This window comes from Pseudomonas sp. 29, assembly GCF_002754355.1.
Taxonomy (GTDB): Bacteria; Pseudomonadota; Gammaproteobacteria; order Pseudomonadales; family Pseudomonadaceae; genus Aquipseudomonas; species Aquipseudomonas neuropathica.
On record NZ_PEEY01000001.1, the window covers coordinates 1605314 to 1625895 of the forward strand.

Annotated in this window: 14 protein-coding genes; 7 read left to right on the forward strand and 7 right to left on the reverse strand. The window is 58.5% G+C overall.

Translation table 11 applies throughout. The features are described from left to right. Nucleotides 1-2: 2 nt before the first annotated feature. From CLU80_RS07360 to cmoB, 4 genes are all read left to right on the forward strand, one after another. Nucleotides 3-653: a lysoplasmalogenase gene (locus CLU80_RS07360; protein ID WP_286079709.1), complete on the forward strand. Its 651-nt coding sequence runs from the start codon at nucleotides 3-5 to the stop codon at nucleotides 651-653. Nucleotides 654-780: 127 nt separating this feature from the next. Next, nucleotides 781-1275, forward strand: a complete 495-nt coding sequence (locus tag CLU80_RS07365) for a hypothetical protein (protein WP_099757089.1) — start codon at nucleotides 781-783, stop codon at nucleotides 1273-1275. A gap of 119 nt (nucleotides 1276-1394) precedes the next feature. Continuing rightward, the gene (gene cmoA, locus CLU80_RS07370) at nucleotides 1395-2174 is read left to right on the forward strand and encodes a carboxy-S-adenosyl-L-methionine synthase CmoA (protein ID WP_175559565.1); all 780 of its coding nucleotides are present in this window, start codon (nucleotides 1395-1397) and stop codon (nucleotides 2172-2174) included. Next, nucleotides 2171-3127, forward strand: coding sequence for a tRNA 5-methoxyuridine(34)/uridine 5-oxyacetic acid(34) synthase CmoB (gene cmoB / locus CLU80_RS07375; RefSeq protein WP_093430628.1), 957 nt, complete (start codon nucleotides 2171-2173; stop codon nucleotides 3125-3127). Before cmoA ends, cmoB begins: the two co-directional genes overlap by 4 nt. 467 nt (nucleotides 3128-3594) lie before the next feature. Here the strand turns inward: cmoB and tadA are convergent, their stop codons facing one another. The 7 genes from tadA to treP form a co-directional block, all read right to left on the reverse strand. Continuing rightward, complete coding sequence (gene tadA / locus CLU80_RS07380) at nucleotides 3595-4095, reverse strand: tRNA adenosine(34) deaminase TadA (protein WP_095048334.1); 501 nt, start codon at nucleotides 4093-4095, stop codon at nucleotides 3595-3597. Beyond that, nucleotides 4095-5471: a multicopper oxidase family protein gene (locus CLU80_RS07385; protein WP_093430630.1), complete on the reverse strand. Its 1377-nt coding sequence runs from the start codon at nucleotides 5469-5471 to the stop codon at nucleotides 4095-4097. The genes tadA and CLU80_RS07385 overlap by 1 nt, the downstream gene beginning before the upstream one ends. Before the next feature lie 117 nt (nucleotides 5472-5588). Then, nucleotides 5589-5879, reverse strand: coding sequence for a PTS sugar transporter subunit IIB (locus tag CLU80_RS07390; RefSeq protein ID WP_095125899.1), 291 nt, complete (start codon nucleotides 5877-5879; stop codon nucleotides 5589-5591). Nucleotides 5880-5881: 2 nt separating this feature from the next. After that, the gene (gene ptsP, locus CLU80_RS07395) at nucleotides 5882-8410 is read right to left on the reverse strand and encodes a phosphoenolpyruvate--protein phosphotransferase (protein ID WP_099759353.1); all 2529 of its coding nucleotides are present in this window, start codon (nucleotides 8408-8410) and stop codon (nucleotides 5882-5884) included. 62 nt (nucleotides 8411-8472) lie between these two features. After that, on the reverse strand, nucleotides 8473-9696 hold the full coding sequence (locus tag CLU80_RS07400) for a maltoporin (protein ID WP_099757090.1): 1224 nt from the start codon (nucleotides 9694-9696) through the stop codon (nucleotides 8473-8475). A 105-nt stretch (nucleotides 9697-9801) separates the two neighbouring features. Next, nucleotides 9802-11451, reverse strand: coding sequence for an alpha,alpha-phosphotrehalase (gene treC / locus CLU80_RS07405; RefSeq protein WP_099757091.1), 1650 nt, complete (start codon nucleotides 11449-11451; stop codon nucleotides 9802-9804). Nucleotides 11452-11541: 90 nt separating this feature from the next. Beyond that, nucleotides 11542-12984 carry a PTS system trehalose-specific EIIBC component gene (treP, locus tag CLU80_RS07410; RefSeq protein ID WP_095125902.1) on the reverse strand — a complete coding sequence of 481 codons (1443 nt, stop codon included), beginning with the start codon at nucleotides 12982-12984 and terminating at the stop codon, nucleotides 11542-11544. A 235-nt stretch (nucleotides 12985-13219) separates the two neighbouring features. On the opposite strand from treP, the gene treR reads away from it, so the two are divergent. The 3 genes from treR (at nucleotide 13220) to CLU80_RS07425 (ending at nucleotide 20508) form a co-directional block, all read left to right on the forward strand. After that, the gene (treR, locus tag CLU80_RS07415; RefSeq protein WP_034156275.1) at nucleotides 13220-13924 is read left to right on the forward strand and encodes a trehalose operon repressor; all 705 of its coding nucleotides are present in this window, start codon (nucleotides 13220-13222) and stop codon (nucleotides 13922-13924) included. Nucleotides 13925-14025: 101 nt separating this feature from the next. Continuing rightward, complete coding sequence (locus tag CLU80_RS07420) at nucleotides 14026-17112, forward strand: membrane-targeted effector domain-containing toxin (RefSeq protein ID WP_099757092.1); 3087 nt, start codon at nucleotides 14026-14028, stop codon at nucleotides 17110-17112. Nucleotides 17113-17367: 255 nt separating this feature from the next. Continuing rightward, nucleotides 17368-20508: a membrane-targeted effector domain-containing toxin gene (locus CLU80_RS07425; protein ID WP_099757093.1), complete on the forward strand. Its 3141-nt coding sequence runs from the start codon at nucleotides 17368-17370 to the stop codon at nucleotides 20506-20508. Nucleotides 20509-20582: the final 74 nt, after the last annotated feature.

The window sequence follows — 20582 nt, forward strand, 5'->3', positions numbered from 1 at the left end:
TCGTGGGCTGGCTGATTCTGGCGCTGATGGGCGCGGTGACGTTTCTCTACGGTGTCAGCACCCACGCGGCGTTACTGTGTCTGTTGGTCAAACCGTTGCCGGTGCTGGCGCTGCTCGGCTGGCTGCACGATGCGCCACCCAGCGACTATCGGCGCTGGATCAGTCTCGGCCTGATTTTCTCGTTGCTGGGTGATGTGTTGCTGGCATGGCCGGGGGACCTCTTCGTGTTTGGCCTCGGTGCGTTTCTGGTCGCACACCTGGCTTATCTGAAGGCTTATCTGAGTGACTGCAAGCGTCTGGCGTTGTTGCCGTTGGTCTTGGCAGTCGCGATGGGGGCGGTGCTGCTCGGACTGCTGATTTCCAGTGGTCTGGGGCCGTTGCTGGTGCCAGTGATTGTCTATGGCACGGCAATCAGCGCGATGCTCTGGCGCGCGCTTGCTCGTCTCGGCACCGATGTGCCGAAACGCTCGGCGTTGCTGGCTGCGGGCGGTGCAGTGGCGTTTGTGTTCTCCGACAGCGTGATTGGCATTGACCGGTTTGTATCGCCATTTCACGCTGCACCGTATGTCATCATCCTCAGCTACTGGCTGGGCCAATGGGGCATCACTGCCTCGTCATTCGAAAGAGTGGAACAACTCAAGCGCACGCTATAAGCCAATAGTTGCCCTTTTATCTCGAAATATTATAAAAACCTGTCAACTCTGACAGTAGCTCATGATTTTTGTTCTCCCTAGTATTCGTTGGCGTTATCCAATCCCATGTAATACAAGGATGAACTTCATGAGCTTTTTCAAAAGTAAAAACGCAACACTTTCCAACACTGCGGAACCTATCATTACCGTCAGTGCTGAAACACTTGCAACGGTGTCTGGCCGAGTGAAATTCGACAGCCAGATTGTGGAGTTCGATGCTGATCCGGCAAGTGATCAGATTGCACTGGTGACCCGTGCAAATTCTCAAGATTATTCGCATCGCAGTAAAAAAGGTCTGGTACTCGTATTTGATAAAACCATTAAATCGGGCAACTATCCTGTTACTGATCCAGGCTTCCCTTTCCATGATGCCTATTATTTTGAAACGGGTACCATCCCCGGCTTTACAACCTCGTTTCAATACACGGCAAAAAGCGGAACGTTCAATGTAGAGGTGATTGAGGCCACAGCCGAGAAACTGCATTACCAAATCGACTTTGATTTCAAGGGTGTCAACGAGCGTAATCAGGAACTGAAAATCGCCGGCAAATCTACTTACATCGTATTACTGCAACCTCGGTAATCAGCGTTAAATAATGAATGACCAAGCTCGCCTAGCGAACCTGGTCATTCAGCCTTTCTAAACCCGCTTTCCCACGCTTTATCAGACAACCCAAGCATCCCCGCGCCCTTTTGGCTAAAATGCCGGCCTTTTCCACCGACACCGCCGGAACCGCCGTGAGCAAAGAACCCGATCGCATTTTCGCCAAGCCTTTGGCCCAGGTACCCGACTTCGCCTTCAACGAAGACGTGGTGCGGGTGTTCCCGGATATGATCAAGCGTTCGGTACCGGGTTACCCGACCATCGTCGAAAACCTCGGTGTGCTCGCCGCGCAGTTCGCTCAGCCAAACAGCGTGCTCTACGACCTCGGCTCATCGCTGGGCGCTGTCACTCAAGCCCTGCGTCGCCACGTGCGCACCGACGGTTGCCGGGTAATCGCTGTGGATAACTCGGCAGCGATGGTTGAGCGCTGCCGCGAATACCTCAACGGTCAGGACTCGATGTTCCAGGAGTTGCTGCCGGTCGAAGTGATCGAAGGCGACATTCTCGCCCTCGACTTCCAGCCAGCCTCGGTGGTGGCGCTGAACTTCACCCTGCAATTCATCGCCCCCGATCAGCGCACGGCGTTGCTCTCGCGCATTCGCCAATCGCTGCTGCCGGGCGGCGCGCTGATCCTTTCGGAGAAGCTGCGCTTCAACGATGCCGAAGAACACGCGCTGCTCACCGATCTGCATGTCGCCTTCAAACGCGCCAACGGCTACAGCGAACTGGAAATCGCCCAGAAGCGCAGCGCCATCGAAAACGTCATGAAGCCCGACAGCCTCGAAGAACACCGCGAACGCCTGCTGGCCGCCGGGTTCTCGAAAGTCGTGCCGTGGTTCCAGTGTCTTAACTTTGCCTCGTTGATTGCCTTGCCATGATTGATCTGTCCCCCCTCGCCCGCCGTCTGGCCGGCACACCACTGGCCGAATGGGCCAACACCCTGCAAGCGCAACTCGACAAGAAAATGGAGAAAGGTCACGGCGACCTGGAGCGCTGGCAAAGTGCGCTGGATGCCCTGCCGAAAATCCAGCCGAGCGAAGTCGACCTGCTCAACGGTCTGAAACTCGACACCGACTGCGACGAGGAAACCCGCGCGCAGATGCGTACCGCGCTGATGGGCCTGTCGCCCTGGCGCAAAGGCCCGTTTGATTTGTTTGGGGTGCACGTCGACACCGAATGGCGTTCGGACTGGAAGTGGTCGCGTGTCTCTCCGCACCTCGACTTGAAGGGCAAACGCATCCTCGATGTCGGTTGCGGCAACGGTTATTACATGTGGCGCATGCTCGGTGCCGGCGCGGACAGTGTGATCGGTGTTGACCCGAACTGGCTGTTCTTCTGCCAGTTCCAGGCCGTGCAGCGTTATCTGTCAGAACCCAATGCCTGGCACCTGCCCTTTCCGTTCGAAGACCTGCCGCCAAACCTAGAAGGCTTCGACACGGTGTTTTCCATGGGCGTGTTCTACCACCGTCGCTCGCCGATCGAGCATTTGCTGGCGCTGAAGGATTGCCTGGTCAAGGGTGGCGAACTGGTGCTGGAAACGCTAGTGGTCGAAGGCGACAAGCATCAGGTGCTGGTGCCGGAAGACCGTTATGCGCAGATGCGTAATGTGTGGTTCCTGCCGTCGGTGCCGGCGCTGGAGTTGTGGCTGCGCCGTGCCGGGTTCACCGATATTCGCTGCGTGGACGTGAGCACAACCACGGTTGAAGAACAGCGCGGGACTGAGTGGATGAAGTATCAGTCGCTGAGCGACTTCCTTGATCCCGAAGACCACAGCAAAACCATCGAAGGCTTGCCGGCGCCGATGCGGGCGGTGATTGTCGCCCGTAAATAATCCAATCGCCCAAACACCGCGGTGAGCCCACCCCAGCCCTCTCCCCAGGGAGAGGGAGCTGATCTTTGGGCTTTTCAAAACTTGAGTACGACTCGATAACTCAGGTAGGTGCACCTCGCCCATCCAATCCGGTCAGTCCCCTCTCACTGTGGGAGAGGGAGCTGATCTTTGGGCTTTTCAAAACTTGAGTTCGACTCGATAACTCAGGTCGGTGCACCTCGCCCATCCAATCCGGTCAGTCCCCTCACACTGTGGGAGAGGGAGCTGATCTTTGGGCTTTTCAAAACTTGAGTTCGACTTGGTATGTCAGGTCGACGGACTTGGCCCATCCAGCTCGGTCAGCCCCATCCCCCCAAGGAGAGGGGGCTGATCGTTGAGCTTTTCAAGACTTGAGTTCGACTCGATAACTCAGGTCGGCGCAGATCGCCCATTCAACCCGGTCAGTCCCCTCTCCCTCCGGGAGAGGGTTAGGGTGAGGGGCTTTTTGCTCTTCGGGCGCGAAAGAATTCGGTCAACACCGCGCCACACTCCTCCGCCAACACCCCACCCTCATACAACACCCGGTGATTCAAAAAGCCCTGAGTGAAGAACTGCCCCTGACTCTGCACAATCCCGGCTTTCGGTTCCAGCGCGCCATACACCACCCGCGCCACCCGCGAATGCACGATCAAACCGGCGCACATGCTGCACGGCTCCAGCGTCACATACAGCGTGCTACCCGGCAGACGATAGTTATCCACCGCCTGCGCGGCCTCGCGAATGGCGACCATTTCCGCGTGGGCACTCGGGTCGCTGGTGCTGATCGGGCAATTGAAACCGCGACCGATGATCTCGCCGTCCTGCACCAGCACCGCGCCCACCGGCACTTCGCCGAGGGCTGCGCCTTGTGCGGCGAGGAGCAGCGCTTCGCGCATGAAATCGCGATCACGGCTGCGGTCGATAATTGCCGCAGGGCGAATCTGGCGCATCACTTCACCTCGATGGCGGCCATCAGGCCGGTTTCCATGTGATCGATCACGTGGCAGTGGAACATCCACACCCCCGGATTATCGGCCACCAGCGCCACTTGCGCGCGCTCGTTCTTGCCCAGCAGATAGGTGTCGGTGAAGTACGGAATGATCTTGTGCCGGTTCGACGCGATCACCTTGAAACTCATGCCGTGCAGGTGGATCGGGTGCTGATACTGGGTCATGTTCTTCAATTCGAAGATGTAGCTCTGCCCCAGTTTCAGACTGGCAATCGGCCGGTCAGCGCAGGTCTTATCGGTGATGTCCCAGGCCTTGCCGTTGATCTGCCACAGGCTCGGCGGCCTGCCGTTGTCGACGTTGACCGATACCGAGCCGACCCACTCGAAATTGAAGTTGAGTTTCTCGGCATTGGCCAGGTCCGGCTCCGCCACCGGGTTGGCCGGCAACGCTTTCGGCCAGTCAGTCGGCGCATCGTTATTGGCCACTGAACGCAGCGTGCCCAGACGCACCGGGCCGTTGCGCAGCGACAATTCTTCACCCGCTGCCGGCGCCTTGATCGCCAGACAGATACGCATGCCCGGGCCCAGCCAGTATTCCTTGCCCAGCGGCCGCGGTTCGACCGGGTTGCCGTCCAGCGCATAGATCTGCGCTTCGACGCCGGGAATGTTGATGCGGTAAGTCAACGTGTTGTCGAGGTTGAGCAAACGCACGCGGGTAATCTGCCCGGCCGGCAGGTCGATCACCGGGGTTGGCACACCGTTGATGGTCGACAACCGCCCCGCCGTACCGCCACGCGCCGCTTCACGGGGAATGCTGAACTCGACGAAATTGCCTTCGTCATCGATGTGCCAGTTTTTCAGGCTCAAAGTCTTTTCGTACTTGAAACCGGTCGGTTCGCGCTCTTCGATGATCAATGGCCCGACCAGGCCGCGCCCGAGCTCTTCGCTGCTGCTGACATGCGGGTGATACCAGTAGCTACCGGCATCCGGCACGCGGAATTTGTAATCGAAGTACTCGCCCGGCAACACCGGCAGCTGCGACACGTACGGCACACCGTCCATTTCCAGCGGCAGACGAATGCCGTGCCAGTGAATGGTCGTCGCTACCGGCAGATGATTGATGAAGCGCACCCGCAGCCATTCACCCTGACGCACCCGCAACTCGGTACCCGGCGCCGACGGCCCGAATGCCCAGGCCTCGGTCTTGTGCCCCGGCACCAGCTCGACGTCCAGCGGTGCGGCGATCAGCTCATAGTCGTGGCCCGCCTCGGCGTCGGCCATTTTTCCCAGCCAATACCGCGACGCGCCCCCCGCACCGACACCAACGACAACAAGACCGGCCAGGCCACCGAGGATTTGGCGACGGGTAAAGGACATGAACTCAACTACCTCACGTATCAGCGACAGGCCCTGAAAGCCTGCAAAAGGCGAATACGATACACCTGCGGTTGAGAAACAGTAAGGGCGACCTGAGGCCGCACATCAGCTGTCGGCTTAAGGTCGCAGCCCGGTAATCAGGTGCACGACACCATCCTCCAAGGGCATCACGCCCGCGACCCCGGCGGCGCTCAACGCCTGTTGATCGATACCCGACACATCACGCAATACTACCCGCACCCGCGTCAACGCCAGCGGTTGCTGTGACTGGAGGTTATCCACACCGCCCAGCGCCGCGACGATGGCGGCACTCAATCCGGCGCTCGGCTCGGCGGGTGCTTCGGGTGTGTCCACCACCAGATCCGGGGTCAGGGCCTTCCAGAATGCCTTCTGCAATTTATCCAACATCTTCAGTTCTCCAGAACCCGTAAAGTATCGACGGTTGCCTCGTGAAAGAGCTGCAACGCCTCGCGCACCTGCCCGGCACTTTCCAGCCCCAGCACCTGTTGGGCGATGATCTGACAATCGGCCAGCTCGAGTTCGCGCACCGTCGCCTTTACCGGTGCAATCATCGGCACGCTCACCGACAGTTCATCCACGCCCAACCCCAGCAACAACGGCACCGCCAGACGTTCCGAGGCCATTGCCCCGCAGACTCCGACCCATTTGCCATGGGCGTGCGCGGCCTTGACGGTCATGGCGATCAGGCGCAATACCGAGGGATGAAAACTGTCCGCCTGACTGGCCAGACGCGGGTGATCGCGATCCATCGCCAGGGTGTATTGCGTCAGGTCATTGGTGCCGATCGAGAAGAAATCCACCAGCGGCGCAAACAGGTCCGCCATCAGCGCCGCGGCCGGCACCTCGATCATGATCCCCAGTTTCGGCCGTTGCGTTAGCCCCAGCGCGAGGATTTCCTCGTCGAGCATTTGCCGCGCCAGACGCAGCTCCGACAGTTGCGTGACCATCGGCAACATGATGTGCAAACGTGTCAGCTCGCAGCAGCCGAGCATGGCCCGGAACTGCTCACGCAATAACTGCGGGCGCTCCAGGCACAAACGAATGCCGCGCACGCCAAGGAACGGGTTGGTTTCGCTGTCCATCGGCACGTAGGCCAGCGGTTTGTCACCACCGACATCAAGGGTGCGCACCACCAGATTGTGCGCAGGTCCCACGCAGCGAGCGATGGCGCTGTAGGTCGCAGCCTGTTCGTCATGGCTCGGCGCATGATTACGGCCCAGGTAGAGAAACTCCGAACGCAGCAGGCCGACACCCGCACCGCCAAGGGCCATGGCCTGCTCGGTTTCCGCTAACGAGGCGACGTTGGCCGACACCTCGACGTTATGGCCGTCACGGGTCCGCGCCGCGAGCGATGCACTGGCCAACTCATGCTCATGGCGTTGACGCTGTTGCGCGTGCCGCGCCTGCCATTGACTGACGGCCGCAGGATCGGGACGCACATGCAATTCGCCCTTGTCGGCATCGAGCAACACCGGGGTGCCGTTGCTCAACGCCAACATCTGCACCGGCACCCCACAGATCGACGGCAGACCACAGGCGCGCGCAAGAATCGCCACGTGACTGGTTGCGCCGCCGCCGACCGTGGCAAAACCCAGCACCTTGCTGGTATCGATGCCGGCGGTCTGCGACGGGGTCAGTTGATCGGCAATCAGAATACTTCCATGCGGCAGCTCCATCGCCTGCTCGCCTATCCCCAGCAATAGCTTGAGCACGCGGCGCCCGACATCGGTCAGGTCCGCCGCCCGTTCAGCCAGCAACGCACTGCCCAGTTGGCGAAACATCGCCGCGGTTTCTTCAGTGGCCGCGCGCCAGGCAAACGCCGCGCTTTTGCCTTCACTGATCAATGCCTGGGCCTGATCGAGCAGCCCCGGATCTTCGAGCAGTTCCTGATGCGCCTTGAAGATCTCGGCCTCGGCCTCGCCAGCGGCGGTGTCGCGCAAATGCTGCAAGGCCAGATCGGCTTCGATCAGGGCATTGGCGAGGGCCTCGCGCTCGCCGTCTGCGCCGCCGCCAAACTCGCTGACGTCGAACACCGGCTCGCTGATCTGCACCACTTGGCCCAACGCCGAACCGGGTGACGCGCAGACGCCACGCAGCAGGGTCAGAACCTCGGTTTCAACCAGCTCGACTGGCGCCACCGCCGTCACCGCTTCACCGCAGCCTTCAATCAGTAATCGAGTCAGCGCCTCGATTGCCGCGTCAGCATCTTCGCCCACCGCACTGACCTGCACGCTGTCGCCGCACGCGGTCTGCAACGCCATGATCGCCACCAGGGATTTGGCGTTGGCCTGAGCCTGCTGTTTATGCAGGTAAATCTTTGCCACGAAGCCCTTTGCCGCTTGCGCAAACACCGCTGCCGGGCGCGCGTGCAATCCGTTGGGATTGGGCAGTTTCAAGGCTTGAGAGAACACGGCCTGACCTTCTGCCGCGCCAGCATCCACGCCACAAGCCTGAGTACGGGCGAGCTCAAGCAACGGCTGAGCGGTTTCGACCCATCCGCTCGACGCGACCCGCCAGGTGAACGGTTCTCCGCTAATCACCAGCATCAATGTCATCAGGCTGCGCGCATGCCGGGCAATGTAATCGGCGTCGAACTCGATCAACGCTTGTCCGGCGGCAACCCGTTGCCCCTCTTCAACCAGGCGGGTGAAGCCTTGTCCGCCGAGGTTCACGGTATCAAGGCCGATGTGCATCAACACTTGCACGCCATGGTCATCGGTGATGCTCACGGCATGCCCGCTGGCCTGCACGTTACTGATGACGCCGGCCATGGGCGCACACAGGATCGATGAAGTCGGGTCGATGCACAGACCGTCGCCGATCACGCGCCCGGAAAACACCGGATCGGGCACCTGCTCAAGCGCGATCAGGACACCGGACAAGGGAGCCAGCAATTGCAATGGTTGGGGTGTGGCCATGACGTCACCTGCAGTTTTGTTCTTTGAAGTGCCCATGGAGCGCGACGCTCCATCAGCATCGCTTATTTCCACCAGTATTCGACCTGCAATCCGACATTCGCACCGTGGCGAGCGCTACCGAAGGCGCCGGTGTCGGAGAGTGCCGAGCCTTTGGCCAGTTCGTTGGCCGTCCGTTTGGCCGCCTCGTTCCAGGTGGCGTACGTGTAATACAGCCGCACCTCGGGACGCGCCCAGAACTCCGGGCCTTTGGGCGACCAGGTCGGGGCAAACGTGAATTTGCTCAGTTTGCGCGTGCCACCCGGGGCTTCGACTTGATCGTGGCCCAGTTCGGTGACCAATTTGAAGTGTTCGCTGAGCGCATAGGCGGGACGCACACCCAGGGAGATCCAGTTCTGGTCGACACCGTCCGGGCGAATGTCTTTCTGGTACACCGCCGCGATCTGGCCACCGAAACGCGGCGTCACTTGCCAGTCGAAAAACTCGACGATCCGGTAACTCTTGTTGCTGTCGTCCAGTTTGACGTTGCCGGTATAACCCAGCCCGGTGCCCGGCCCTTCACCGTATTGCAGCGCCAGTTTGTTTTTGCCGCCGAGAAAATCCGTCTGCACATGTTGCGTGGTGATCGCCCAGCCCCGGTGGGCATCGCGGCTGTCGGGTTTGTCGATATAACTCAAGCCGAACTCCAGCTCACCGCCAGGATTGGTCTTGAAACCGGCGACGTTGAAGTCGTGCCGATTGATGTAGTCCTTCTGGTACAGGTTGTCCTTGCGCGAGAAGGCGTAGCTGTATTTCAGATCGCCGATCAACACGTCTTCGACCCCGCCCCCCGTAGCGCTCTGGTTCCAGTAGTAGAAATCGGAAATATGGATGTCATTGCGCTTGTAGTAACGGCGTCCGGCCCACAATGAACCACCGTTGAGCGCGGGCATCGCCGACCACTGTGCGTAGGCCTGCGGCAAGCGGATCGAACCATTGTCGTCTTTGAACGTGGGGCTGCGGTCGTAGCGGTTATACAGCGAGGCCATGCCGTCGACACTCAGGACCGAACCGTCGTCGAGGGTGTACAGGTCCTGCCGCAACTCGAGTTCGCCGTACTGCTCGCATTCGTTACCCAAGCGATATTTGGTCTGCGCACCCGGTAACTGGAAGCACGACTGACCGCTGCTGTTGACTGACGTGCCGACACCGCTGCGCAGGTAACCGCCAAACTCCAGCGCTTGTGACGTTGGCGGTAAGGCCAGGCAAAAACCTGCGACTGCAAGGCTGCGATTTATTGTTGTTTTCATAAGCCACCCCATTGTTTTTATTGTCTGGTTGCATGAATTCGGCGCGCAGAAATCCCCCGCGCAGTGCTTTGCGTGTTTTTTGAACGTTGTTTTTTTAGTTAAAGGTCAGGGATCGATCAGGTGCAGGACGAAGGACTCGTAAGGTCGCAACGTCACCTGGCGCTTGCGCAACGGGCCGTCCGGATAGTTGCTGATCAACTGGCGCTGGCTCATCGATTCACTGATGACCGTCGCCGGTAATTCCACTTCACAGGTTGTCCCGTAGAAGTTGTTCACCACCAACAACCGCTCGGCGCTGCCTTCACGCACATACGCCCAGACTTGCGGATGTTCAGGCAGCAATTGTCGGTACACCCCTTCGGTCATCAGCGATTCGCTGCGGCGCAGCGCGATCAGACGGCGGTAGTGATGCAACACAGAATCCGGATCGTCGAGCTGGTTTGCGACGTTGATCTGCGCAGCATTGGCCGGCACTCCGATCCACGGTTCGGCACGGCTGAAACCGGCGTTTGGCCCGGCGTCCCAGTGCATCGGCGTGCGCCCGTTATCCCGGGATTTCTGCATAATCGCTGCCATGTTGTCGGCATCGCTGCTGCCAGCCTCGCGCTTGAGGCGAAAAATATTCAGCGTCTCGACATCGCGATAGTGCTCGATCGATTCGAACCCCGGATTGGTCATGCCCAACTCTTCGCCCTGATACACGAACGGCGTGCCCTGCAGAAAGTGCAGTGCGGTGCCGAGCATCTTCGCCGAGCATTCGCGGTACTCGCCGTCGTTGCCGAAGCGCGAGACCACGCGCGGCTGATCGTGGTTGCACCAGAACAGCGCGTTCCAGCCGCCACCCGCCTGCATGCCGGTCTGCCAGTCGGACAGAATTTTCTTTAGCTGAAGGAAATCGAAGTCGGCGCGTACCCACTTCTGCAGGTTTGGATAATCGACTTTCAGGTGATGAAAGTTGAAGGTCATCGACAGTTCTTTCGACTGCGGATTCGAATAGCGAATGCAGTGTTCGAGGCTGGTCGATGACATCTCGCCGACATTGATCAGGTCGTGCCCTTCGAAGACTTCGCGGTGCATCTGCTTCAAGTACGCGTGGACATTCGGCCCGTCGGTATAAAAGCGTCGGCCATCGCTGTCGTCTTCGGGGAAGTCCGCAGGCTTGGAGATCAGATTGATCACGTCCAGGCGAAAACCGCCGACGCCCTTGTCTCGCCAGAATTGCATCATCCGGAACACTTCAGCGCGCACCTTGGGATTGTCCCAATTCAGGTCGGCCTGGGTGTGGTCGAACAGGTGCAGGTAATACTGACCGGTCTGGGCTTCGTACTCCCAGGCAGAACCGCCGAACTTGGATTCCCAGTTGTTCGGCTGATCACGCCAGATGTAGAAGTCACGGTACGGGTTGTCGAGGCTGCTGCGCGCCTGTTGAAACCAGACGTGCTCGATCGAGGTGTGATTGACCACGATGTCGAGCATCAGCTTGATCCCGCGCTTGCCCGCCTCAGCGATCAGCAATTCGCAGTCGGCCATGCTGCCGTAGCTCGGGTCGATGGCGTAGTAATCGCTGATGTCATAGCCGTTATCGCGTTGCGGCGAACGCAGAAATGGCGTTATCCATAAACAGTCGACGCCCAGCCACTTCAGGTAATCGAGTTTGGCGACGATACCGAGCAGATCACCCGTCGGGTTACCGGCGTGACTATGAAAACTCTTCGGATAGATCTGGTAGATCACCGAACGCTGCCAGTCTTGCATGGCACAACTCCTTCAATAAGTCCGTGCGGCTCGCGCCCAGATTGAAATGCAATCAACTGTGGGAGCGAGCCTGCTCGCGAAAGCGATTGTTCAGGCAACCCGATAACCGGGCCGGACAATCTTCATGCTCAATGCACAGGTCAGAACAAACGGCACGAGCATGGCAATCAGCATCCCCAGCACAAACATCGGGATGTACTGCGGAATGATCGAGATGAAACCCGGCAGTCCACCGACGCCGATGGCCGAGGCCTGAACCTTGTTCAGCGACAGGAACACGCAGCCCAGTGCCGAACCGGTCAGCGCGGCATAAAACGGAAACTTGTAGCGCAGGTTGACGCCGAACATCGCCGGCTCGGTGATACCGAAGTAGGCGGAGATTGCCGAAGTCGACGCCATGCTCTTGTCCCGTGCATTACGGGTCATCCAGAACACCGCCAGGGCGGCACTGCCCTGAGCGAGGTTGGACATGACGATCATCGGCCAGATGAAGGTACCGCCCTGGGTCGAGATCAATTGCAGGTCGACCGCGAGAAACATGTGGTGCATGCCGGTGATCACCAGCGGCGCATACAGCAGACCGAAAATCGCGCCACCCACCATGGGTGCCAGGTCAAACAGCATGACCAGCCCTTCGGTGATGAAGATGCCGATGTGGCGGGTCACCGGGCCAATCACGGCCAGCGCCAATACGCCGGTAACGACGATGGTGGTGATCGGTACCACGAGTAACTGAATGGCGTTGGGCACGCGCGCGCGCAGCCATTTTTCGATGACGCTCATTACGTAAGCGGCCAGCAGAATCGGCAGGATCTGCCCCTGATAGCCGACCTTTTCCACCTGAAACAATCCGAGAATGTCGAAGTACGGCAACTGCTGCCCGTCCAGCCCGGCCACGGCCTTGCCGTAGTTCCAGGCGTTGAGTAGATCCGGGTGCACCAGCATCAGACCGAGCACGATGCCGAGGATCTCGCTGCCGCCAAAGCGCTTGGCCGCCGACCAGCCCACCAGCGCTGGCAGAAACACGAACGAGGTGTTGGCCATCAGATTGATCAGGCTCCATAGCCCATCGAGTTTCGGGTAGGCATCGAGCAGGGTCTGCCCGTCGATGAACATGCCTTTGGCACCCAGCAGATTGTTGATGCCCATCAGCAGGCCGGCAATGATCAGTGCCGGCAGAATCGGCATGAACACGTCGGAAAACACCCGCACCAGACGCTGCATGGCGTTGATTTTTTCAGTGCTTTTTTGTTTGACGTCAGCGATCGTCGACGCCGCGAGACCGGTCTGACGACGCAGTTCGGCATAGACCTTTTCCACTTCGCCCGGACCGATCACCACCTGATACAGGCCACCGGTAAAGAACGAGCCTTTGACCAGGTCGATCTGGTTGAGCATGGCACTGTCGACCAGGCCCGGATCTTTCAGGGCCAGCCGCAACCGCGTGACGCAATGGGCGGCCTGTTCGAGGTTGTCGCTGCCGCCGAGGCTTTGCAGCAATTGCCTGGTGATGTTCGGATAGTCGTGGCTCATGCTAGTTCTTCCGCTATGGATTGTTGTTATTGGCAGCACGCCGAAGCGAAAAATACTCGTCTGTACGAGTTAATGCAACAACTCGTACAGACGAGTTTGTTTATGTATGTTCCTGCCAGACCGAAGGCGAATTTTCCTACCCTGCCTTAGGGTGATTTCCATCGCCCACATGGACAAAGCCCTACCCTGGCCTTAAGGTTCGAAGCTTTGAGTACAGTCGGCACCGAGCCTACCCATGAGCAAATACAACCAGATCTATAGCGATCTGCTGGCCAGCATCACGACTGAACGCCTTGAGCGCGGCGCCCGTCTGCCTTCCGAAACCGAACTGATGGACAGCTATCAGGCCAGCCGAGGCACGGTGCGCAAAGCCATTGAACTGCTTCAGGAACGCGGCTTTGCGCAGAAAATCCACGGCAAGGGCACCTTTGTGCTGTCGACCAACCCGATCGAGTTTCAGCTCGGCGGCATCGTCAGTTTTCAGGAAACCTATCCGCGCCTGGGCAACGATGTCAGCACCGAAGTGGTCGAGTTGAGCCAGATCCCGCTCGAAGGCGCCCTGCTCGAACACATCCATGCCGAACCCGGCAGCCTCATCACCCGAATCAAACGTGTGCGGCGGATCGACGGTAAACGCGTGATCCTCGACATCAACCACTTCGTCAGCGAAGTGATTCCCGGCCTGTCCCTCGACATCGCCGAGCAATCGATCTACGCCCATATCGAGCAGACCCTGCAGCTACAGATTGCCTACGCCCAACGCACCATCGAAGCGGTGCCGCGCAGCAAGGATGATCAACTGCACCTGGACCTCGATGGCCAGAGCCATGTGATCGTGGTCAGCAACCAGACCTTCCTCCAGGACGGGCGTCAGTTCGAGTACACCGAATCCCGCCACACCCTCGACAAATTCTACTTTTCCGACGTGGCACGGCGCTGACCCCGACACGTTTCCAACGATCATGTGCGGTACATATGTAGTGCACTCCCCTTGAGCGAATCGGCCATGCTCGGCCTTCATTTCTCAAGGATGGAGAAAGCATGTACGCCACCCAACAAAGCCTTCTGCCTAACGCGGCAGACAAGGCGGTTCTGAAGCGAATCGCCTATACCGTCGTGCACAATTGCCCCGGACTGCAGGACGCTGCTCATGAAGCCGCCCGTGATCTGCTGGAAGCAAAAGGCCTGTCGAGCCTCGACCCGGATGAGGTTTATTTCCATCGCTTCAAGACGGCCCAGAGCAGCACTCGCTCGTTTACCGGCTGGGAGCACATCCGCGAGAAACCCTACGAATCGATGACCCTGACACAGCTGGTCATTCATCGTTTTCGTGCCACCGACCAGGACAACGCCGACCTGCTCGATCTGTACGGCGGCTTCTACAGCGAAGGTCCGCAGGGCGAGAATTTCGACGAAAAAAACCAGGTGTGCCTGCACGGCAACGAGGTCTTGAAGGCGTTCTGGAGCCTCGATTTCAGTGGGCACTACAGCGCCACGCTGACGGACTTCTGGAACAGCCACGGCGAGGATTTCCGCACATTGGCCAAATGCAATTTCCTCAGCCGTGCAGTGCAGGCGCTGGACCTTGGGCAACTCACCCGCAGTGACTTTCAATGGCTGGTGGACACAGTGGTGGGACCGGTCAGCTGGCCGGTCACCCTGAGCATGTTGCAAGCAAGCCACACAACAACGGGGAATGTGTTCGCCTTCGACATTGACGGGCATATCTCCACGCAATTGCTACGCTTCGTCGATTCTGCCGGTCGGCAGATTATCTATCTGCCGAGTGAGACCGCAGCGTTCGTGGTCAAGGAAACGCCGGCAGACCTGCATTGGTGGGTTCTGGATCAACTGAACGACGCCAAACGCCGCGCGACCTTCCTGGAGCATTTTGCCCTCGCCGATCGTCAGCACATGAGCGAGAACATGCCCGATCTGATGAATCGCTTGGTGGCCACCTGGGGCCGGGCCGACCATCACCTGATCAACCGCACAAACCAGGAGTTGAGCGATGATGCATTCAGTTGGCTGCGTGACTCGACACGTCAGGCGATGTTTGCTGAAGCCCACCTGTCCCTGACGTCCAATGGCGATCTGCGCAAGAAACTGTGGATCGGTTATCTGAGTGCGGGCCTCAAGGTATTTGCGCCGATGGCCACCGTCGGTTGGCCGCTGGCGTTACCGGTGATTGGCGCCACCCTTGCCAGCATGGGTCTGAATATCGATCAGGCACAAAACGGCAGGACAAGGGCCGAACGCAAGGCCGGCGTGCTGGGTGCGGTTTTGAGTGGTCTCAATCTGTTATTCAACCTTCCATTGCTGATCGGCACCGGGCCGATGCTGGAGGTTGGCGCCGAGGTCGAGGCGGCAGAAGCCGCCGAAATGGCTGAGTACAGCGAAGCCTTGAATGCCTCTGCCGAAGCCGATTACCAAGAGCCGATCATGGTGCCGGACGATGCCGACATCACCCTGCCAAATGTCGATGAAACGACGTTAATTCCGGCGCAAAACGCCCTACCGCCTCCGGTGCCCGAACGCTACCAATGCAACGAGTTGCTTGATGGCACAGCACTCGGCGAAGAGTCGGGAAAATTCCAGGGTGTCTACCGCCTCGACTCGGATCCGCCCTATGCCATTCTGATGAATGACACGCCGTACTATGTGCGCTACTTCGCCAACGCTCACGACAGCGGCGACTGGGCGATCGTCGACCCTGAGCGCCCAAACCAGCTTGTCCACGCGCTGCCTGTCCGTCTCAATGGCGAAGGAGAATGGGAGCGCATGCCAGCTTTGGGTCTCAAGGGTGGCGGCCAGTGCATGGGCAAACAATGCGCCCCGGATCTCGAGCTCGACACCTTCGAACCTGCCTCGCCCGAAACGCCCGTGCAACCGGCAGAAGAACCGCAACCCTCGACATCGCGGCCCCCACGCCCGGTGACCAGTGCCTTTGACATCGAACCGTCGGTACGCCGTTCGATAAAAGCCTGGGCGTTGAACCTCAACGAAACCCATGCCCGGTTGCAGCCCGACGGTGCCGGCGGTTTCGCCATGGACGATCCGTTCGAGTTGTATGCCGCCGGCAAACGCCAACTTCTGCAAAGTTCAGCCCGAGGTTTTTTCAAGAACCTGCCGTGGGTCATCCAGCCCCCGCGCCCGGTGATACCCGAGATCAACCGGCTGATGCCACTGACCGATCTTTTCGATGGCGTTTTTGAAAGTGCCTCCGGACTGGTGGTCGCAGAAACCCTCGATCGCATTGCCAGCATGGGTTTTCTGATCGAAAACATGCCGGCGCTGGCCCGACACGTGAAAACCCTCTACCTGCGCGGCCTGCTCAGTGACTTCGCTCAAGTGGAACTGAACCGCTACTTCACCAGCGGCAATATGACTGCGGATTTACACACTTACTTGAACAGCTTGGGCACCGATCCCGCCGGTCGATTCAACCCACTGGAACTGGTCCAGGTCGCGCGAGCGAACGGGGTTCGGGTCCAGGCGATCGACTGCGCCGCCAGCTACAAAATGAAAACACCGCTGCCCTCCGTCGACGAGCAAATGATGAACACCTTCCTGACCAACGACATCATGACCGGTGACGTCTACCTCAACAGCCCGGAAAAATGGATCGTAGTAACCGATGCTCACAGCACCAATACCTTCAGAGGACTGCTGGGCATCAGTGAACTGAAGGGGGGAATAGGCTTGCGAATCGATGAAGTCGGCGCCGGTGAAGAGCTGGGCGTGGATGTCGATCCGGGTATTGAAGTACCACGCGGCAGCTCGCCCGGCGGCACTGTCAGACAAGGAAATCCAGACTTTCTGCGCGCCGATCTGCGCTTGAAAATGCCCGCACCCGAGGTGACCTGGACCGAAGAAACGCTGGAGAATCTGTTGTACAGGCGCGGCATGTATCTGTTCGAAAAAACAGGTGAGCGCTACACGCTGATCCACCGCAGCAAACAAGGCATGCTGCAACGCACACCGATCACTCGATCGAGTGACGGCAAGGTCTCCCTCCACCGACCTGCGTGGCAGCGGGTGAATGACATCGCATTCGCCAACCTGAAGGACATGTCTCAACGGTTGTCCGATACCGGGCTGATATTGCGTAGCCGGATCCCTGATTGAGGCTCTCCGGTTAAAACTGAGCAAGGAAGGCCCGACAACGAAAAATGCCAGTCAGCAAAACTGACTGGCATTTTTTATCAACCTTCCTCTGCACTTGCGAATCCAGCTAGCGGCTGGATAACGCCAGACAAGCCATCCTCCCCCATCACACCTACTCGATTATCAATAGGGGAGCAATATGCGGTAGCCGGGTAGTGCACTGCCCTTGAGCGAATCGGTCATGCTCAGTCTTTGTTTCTCAAGGATGAAGAACGCATGACCTCCCCCGAACGACGTCTCCTGCCAAACGCTGAGGACAAAACCGCCATCAAAGCCATTGCTGCGACGATCGTGCAGACCTGCCCGAGTCTGCTCGACGCTGCCCATCAAGTTGCCAACGAAATACTGGCGGACAACGGACTGTCCGGCCTCGATTCCGACCGTGTTTACTTCCACCGTTTCAAAACGGCGCAGAGCAGCACGCTGACCTTCACGGGTTGGGAACATTTGCTGGAAAAACCTTACGAAACGCTCACCCTCACACAGTTGGTGATCCATCGCTTTCGCGCGACTGATCAAGACAACGCAGATCTGCTTGGTCTTTACTGCGGGTTCTACTCGGATGGCCCGGAGGCAGAAAACTTCAATCAGAGCAATGAAGTCCGGTTGCTGGGCAGTGATGTGCTGAAGGCGTTCTGGGACGTCGACTTCAGCGCGCGCTACATAGGCCAATTGACGACTTTCTGGCAAACCTCGTCGGATAACTTCCGAGCCCTGGCAAAGTGCAACTTTCTCAGCCTGGCGGTGCAGGCGCTGCAACAGGGAGACCTGGACGGAACTGACTTTCAGCGCGTCGTCGATTCGGTAATCGGGCCCGTCACCTGGCCCGTTACCTTGCCAATGCTGCAAGCGTTACACCCGGTCGGTGCTGAAGTGCGGGCGCTGGATCTCGATGGCCACGTAGCCTCCAATGCACTGCGTCTGGTGGAAGACAGTGGCCGCCAGACCCTTTACTTGCCAGGCGAAGCCCAGACATTCCTCTTGATGGAGAATGAAGCGGATCTGCACTGGTGGATGCTGGAGCAGATGAATTCAGAGGACAAGCGCACGGCTTTTCTCAAGCATTTCCCGCTGGCTGACCGCAATCACTTGACCGAAAACCTCACCGATCTGATGAACCGCCTGGTGAGCACTTGGGGTCACAGCGATCATCAAATGATCAATCGCAGCAACGTCGCGATCAGCGGTGACGCATTCACTTGGTTGAGCGAGTCGACACGTACGGCCATGGTTGCCGAGGCGCACCTTGTACTCACTTCCAACAGTCAATTGCGCAAAAAACTCTGGATCGGTTATTTGAGTGCCGGTCTGAAAGTATTCGGCCCGATGGCAGCGGTGGGCTGGCCTTTGGCGTTGCCTTTGATTGGCGCCAGCATCGCGAACATGGGATTGAACATTGATCAGGCCATCAACGGCACTACGCCAACCGAACGCAAAGCCGGTGTTACCGGTGCAGTGCTCAATGCGATCGACATTGTGTTCAACATTCCGTTTCTGATCAGCACGGGCGCGCAACTTGAAGTGGGCCCGCAGGTGGAGTTTGCCGAAGCGCAAGAAATGCTCGGGTTGGTCGAGCTCACTGCGCCCGACGCACCCTTCTTGCCGCCTGTGGATCAACCGCCAGTCGCGACGATTGATCCACAGGCGACCGTCGAGCTGGCAAACGAAATCGCCACCGGGACCACCATCGCATCCACCCGGCAGTTGGCCACGCCGGCTGCGCGCCAAGGTTGGTCTGTTCCAAAGATTCCTGCCAAATATCGATGCAACGAGCTACTTGCCCAGCGTTCTGCAGAGGCAGCTCCAGGCAAGTATGAGGGCATTTACCGCCTGGACAAGGAGCCGGGCTATGCCATCGAAATGGAGGGTGCGGCTTACTACGTGCGCTACTTTGCCGACTCCGAAGACACTGGCCACTGGGCCATCGTCAATCCCGAGCGACCCAATCAGTTCGCTTACTCGTTGCCAGTACGCTTGAGTAGTAGCGGCAAGTGGGAACGCATACCCGCGTTGCGCCTCAGGGGAGGCGGCCAATGCCTGGGCAAGGCCTGTTTACTGGGCATTGACCTGCCCTCGTCCTCATCCTCGGCCCCAGCCTCATCAACCCCGTCAGCGGAGCTTCCCCTCGTTGAACCGGTTTCACCGGTTGCGCGACCACTGCGCCTGGTTACGCCCCTGAACGACATCGTAGGAATGGACATTGCGAAAATGAAAAGATGGGCAATGAACCTGCCCGAGACTTTCGCCGAGCTCTCCAGCGCAAACCGTGGTAACCCATCAACTGCCGATACGTACGCGGCCTATTTTCGCGAAAAACGCTCGTTCCTGCTAAACGAGGCCAAAGAGTATTACTCAGAGCTGAACTGGACCAACCTGCCCGCACGGCCAGTCATCCCGCCAATCGATGCCGAGATGCAGACGGCTGAGTTGATTGATCGCATCTTTGCCAATACCGATGGACTGGTCGTCGGCGAAACCCTTGATCGCATCGCCAGCATGCGTTTCATGATCGAAAACATGCCGGCGTTCGCACGGCATATCGACACACTTTATGTACGTGGTTTGCTGAGCGATTTTGCCCAGGCAGACCTCAACGACTTTTACCTGTCGGGAGAGATGTCAGAGGATCTTCGCGGCTACTTGTCCAGCCTGAGTACCGACCCTGATGACCGATTCAACATGCTCGAACTGATCAAGGCTGCCCAGGCCAATGGCATCCGCAGCCATGGTCTTGAAGTCGCACACAGTTACAAACTGAAAATACCGCTGACTTCGATCGAAGAGCAGATGATCCACGCCCGGCTCGCCTCTCAAATCATGTGGGGTGACGAGCTCCTTAACAGACCCGGAAAATGGGTTGCCCTGGTCGAGGCAACGAACACCAACGCTTTCAGAAATCTGCCAGGCATAAGCGAACTCAGGGGCGGCATCGGTTTACGCATTGAAGAAGCGGTGCCCAGCGAAGTGCCCGGAGTCAGTATCGACCCGGGACTGAAAGTCACTCGGGGCCCGTTTGATAACGGGGCAACGACGCGCAACTCATCCGATATTCTATTCGCCGATCTGCGCTTGCAGATCGAAACACCTATGCCGCAATGGACTGAGGCAGCAGAGAACACACTCCTCAATCGCAACGGCATGTTCATGCTCAAAAAAATGCAAAATACCTACATGCTCGTGCGTCGCGACAGCTCCAGCAATATCGTTCGAACAATAGTAAATTGCAGGAATGGTCAGTTTTACATCTGGGCACAGTCGATGCCCCGGATCAGCGGCATCATGTTCCGTAACCTCGGCGCTTTATCCCAGCGCCTGATAGAGATCGGCCTGACCCTGCAAAGTCGCTTACCCAACTAACCCGTTTTCAAGGCATGAAACGAAAAAACCCTTGGCTTCAGGCCAAGGGTTTTTCGTTAATCAACGAGTAGTGA

Excerpts from the sequence above, each read along its gene's own strand:
- CLU80_RS07365 (WP_099757089.1), top strand. The coding sequence starts at position 781 with ATGAGCTTTTTCAAAAGTAAAAACGCAACACTTTCCAACACTGCGGAA.
- cmoA (WP_175559565.1), top strand. The coding sequence starts at position 1,395 with ATGCCGGCCTTTTCCACCGACACCGCCGGAACCGCCGTGAGCAAAGAA.
- cmoB (WP_093430628.1), top strand. The coding sequence starts at position 2,171 with ATGATTGATCTGTCCCCCCTCGCCCGCCGTCTGGCCGGCACACCACTG.
- tadA (WP_095048334.1), bottom strand. The coding sequence starts at position 4,095 with ATGCGCCAGATTCGCCCTGCGGCAATTATCGACCGCAGCCGTGATCGC.
- CLU80_RS07385 (WP_093430630.1), bottom strand. The coding sequence starts at position 5,471 with ATGTCCTTTACCCGTCGCCAAATCCTCGGTGGCCTGGCCGGTCTTGTT.
- CLU80_RS07390 (WP_095125899.1), bottom strand. The coding sequence starts at position 5,879 with ATGTTGGATAAATTGCAGAAGGCATTCTGGAAGGCCCTGACCCCGGAT.
- ptsP (WP_099759353.1), bottom strand. The coding sequence starts at position 8,410 with ATGGCCACACCCCAACCATTGCAATTGCTGGCTCCCTTGTCCGGTGTC.
- CLU80_RS07400 (WP_099757090.1), bottom strand. The coding sequence starts at position 9,696 with ATGAAAACAACAATAAATCGCAGCCTTGCAGTCGCAGGTTTTTGCCTG.
- treC (WP_099757091.1), bottom strand. The coding sequence starts at position 11,451 with ATGCAAGACTGGCAGCGTTCGGTGATCTACCAGATCTATCCGAAGAGT.
- treP (WP_095125902.1), bottom strand. The coding sequence starts at position 12,984 with ATGAGCCACGACTATCCGAACATCACCAGGCAATTGCTGCAAAGCCTC.
- treR (WP_034156275.1), top strand. The coding sequence starts at position 13,220 with ATGAGCAAATACAACCAGATCTATAGCGATCTGCTGGCCAGCATCACG.
- CLU80_RS07420 (WP_099757092.1), top strand. The coding sequence starts at position 14,026 with ATGTACGCCACCCAACAAAGCCTTCTGCCTAACGCGGCAGACAAGGCG.
- CLU80_RS07425 (WP_099757093.1), top strand. The coding sequence starts at position 17,368 with ATGACCTCCCCCGAACGACGTCTCCTGCCAAACGCTGAGGACAAAACC.